This is a genomic window from Streptomyces sp. NPDC052299 (assembly GCF_040679335.1).
GTDB lineage: Bacteria > Actinomycetota > Actinomycetes > Streptomycetales > Streptomycetaceae > Streptomyces.
The window spans coordinates 1-3,198 of sequence record NZ_JBFAUP010000049.1; the positions used below are offsets into that span (position 1 = coordinate 1).

General features: G+C 56.7%; 1 rRNA gene. It reads right to left on the reverse strand.

The features are described from left to right. Positions 1-22 precede the first annotated feature (22 nt). Positions 23-3,147, reverse strand: a 23S ribosomal RNA gene (locus AB0L33_RS35060). Positions 3,148-3,198: the final 51 nt, after the last annotated feature.

The window sequence follows — 3,198 nt, forward strand, 5'->3', positions numbered from 1 at the left end:
AACACAGTGGACGCGAGCAACTGAGGACAAGCCCTCGGCCTATTAGTACCAGTCAGCTCCACCCGTTACCGGGCTTCCACATCTGGCCTATCAACCCAGTCGTCTACTGGGAGCCTTAACCCTTCAAGAGGGTGGGAATACTCATCTCGAAGCAGGCTTCCCGCTTAGATGCTTTCAGCGGTTATCCTTTCCGAACGTAGCCAACCAGCCATGCCCTTGGCAGAACAACTGGCACACCAGAGGTTCGTCCGTCCCGGTCCTCTCGTACTAGGGACAGCCCTTCTCAATATTCCTACGCGCACAGCGGATAGGGACCGAACTGTCTCACGACGTTCTAAACCCAGCTCGCGTACCGCTTTAATGGGCGAACAGCCCAACCCTTGGGACCGACTCCAGCCCCAGGATGCGACGAGCCGACATCGAGGTGCCAAACCATCCCGTCGATATGGACTCTTGGGGAAGATCAGCCTGTTATCCCCGGGGTACCTTTTATCCGTTGAGCGACAGCGCTTCCACAAGCCACTGCCGGATCACTAGTCCCGACTTTCGTCCCTGCTCGACCCGTCGGTCTCACAGTCAAGCTCCCTTGTGCACTTACACTCAACACCTGATTGCCAACCAGGCTGAGGGAACCTTTGGGCGCCTCCGTTACCCTTTAGGAGGCAACCGCCCCAGTTAAACTACCCATCAGACACTGTCCCTGATCCGGATCACGGACCCAGGTTAGACATCCAGCACGACCAGAGTGGTATTTCAACGACGACTCCACAACCACTGGCGTGGCCGCTTCAAAGTCTCCCACCTATCCTACACAAGCCGAACCGAACACCAATATCAAACTATAGTAAAGGTCCCGGGGTCTTTCCGTCCTGCTGCGCGAAACGAGCATCTTTACTCGTAGTGCAATTTCACCGGGCCTATGGTTGAGACAGTCGAGAAGTCGTTACGCCATTCGTGCAGGTCGGAACTTACCCGACAAGGAATTTCGCTACCTTAGGATGGTTATAGTTACCACCGCCGTTTACTGGCGCTTAAGTTCTCAGCTTCGCCACCCCGAAGAGCAGCTAACCGGTCCCCTTAACGTTCCAGCACCGGGCAGGCGTCAGTCCGTATACATCGCCTTACGGCTTCGCACGGACCTGTGTTTTTAGTAAACAGTCGCTTCTCGCTGGTCTCTGCGGCCACCCCCAGCTCAAGCAGCAAGTGCTATCACCAAAGGTGGCCCCCCTTCTCCCGAAGTTACGGGGGCATTTTGCCGAGTTCCTTAACCATAGTTCACCCGAACGCCTCGGTATTCTCTACCTGACCACCTGAGTCGGTTTAGGGTACGGGCCGCCATGAAACTCGCTAGAGGCTTTTCTCGACAGCATAGGATCATCCACTTCACCACAATCGGCTCGGCATCAGGTCTCAGACTATGTGCACGACGGATTTGCCTACCGTGCGTCCTACACCCTTACCCCGGGACAACCACCGCCCGGGCTGGACTACCTTCCTGCGTCACCCCATCGCTTACCTACTACAAGTCTGGTTCGTCGGCTCCACCACTACCCTCAACTCCGAAGAGATCGGGCCGGCTTCACGGACTTAGCATCGCCTGATTCAGTATTGGGCGTTTCAAAGCGGGTACCGGAATATCAACCGGTTGTCCATCGACTACGCCTGTCGGCCTCGCCTTAGGTCCCGACTTACCCTGGGCAGATCAGCTTGACCCAGGAACCCTTAGTCAATCGGCGCACACGTTTCTCACGTGTGTATCGCTACTCATGCCTGCATTCTCACTCGTGAACCGTCCACAACTCGCTTCCACGGCTGCTTCACCCGGCACACGACGCTCCCCTACCCATCCCAGCAGGCGTTGGCCCTTAATACTGGAATGACACGACTTCGGCGGTACGCTTGAGCCCCGCTACATTGTCGGCGCGGAATCACTTGACCAGTGAGCTATTACGCACTCTTTCAAGGGTGGCTGCTTCTAAGCCAACCTCCTGGTTGTCTCTGCGACTCCACATCCTTTCCCACTTAGCGTACGCTTAGGGGCCTTAGTCGATGCTCTGGGCTGTTTCCCTCTCGACCATGGAGCTTATCCCCCACAGTCTCACTGCCGCGCTCTCACTTACCGGCATTCGGAGTTTGGCTAAGGTCAGTAACCCGGTAGGGCCCATCGCCTATCCAGTGCTCTACCTCCGGCAAGAAACACACGACGCTGCACCTAAATGCATTTCGGGGAGAACCAGCTATCACGGAGTTTGATTGGCCTTTCACCCCTAACCACAGGTCATCCCCCAGGTTTTCAACCCTGGTGGGTTCGGTCCTCCACGAAGTCTTACCTCCGCTTCAACCTGCCCATGGCTAGATCACTCCGCTTCGGGTCTAGAGCGTGCAACTCAAACGCCCTATTCGGACTCGCTTTCGCTACGGCTTCCCCACACGGGTTAACCTCGCTACACACCGCTAACTCGCAGGCTCATTCTTCAAAAGGCACGCAGTCACGACGCACCGAGCAAGCCCGATGCGCGACGCTCCCACGGCTTGTAGGCACACGGTTTCAGGTACTATTTCACTCCGCTCCCGCGGTACTTTTCACCATTCCCTCACGGTACTATCCGCTATCGGTCACCAGGGAATATTTAGGCTTAACGGGTGGTCCCGCCAGATTCACACGGGATTTCTCGGGCCCCGTGCTACTTGGGTGTCTCTCAAACAAGCCGCTAATGTTTCAGCTACGGGGGTCTTACCCTCTACGCCGGACCTTTCGCATGTCCTTCGCCTACATCAACGGTTTCTGACTCGTCTCACGGCCGGCAGACCGTAAAAGAGAGATCCCACAACCCCGCATGCGCAACCCCTGCCGGGTATCACACGCATACGGTTTGGCCTCATCCAGTTTCGCTCGCCACTACTCCCGGAATCACGGTTGTTTTCTCTTCCTGCGGGTACTGAGATGTTTCACTTCCCCGCGTTCCCTCCACACTGCCTATGTGTTCAGCAGCGGGTGACAGCCCATGACGACTGCCGGGTTTCCCCATTCGGACACCCCCGGATCAAAGCTCGGTTGACAGCTCCCCGGGGCCTATCGTGGCCTCCCACGTCCTTCATCGGTTCCTGGTGCCAAGGCATCCACCGTGCGCCCTTAAAAACTTGGCCACAGATGCTCGCGTCCACTGTGCAGTTCTCAAACAACGACCAGCCACCCAC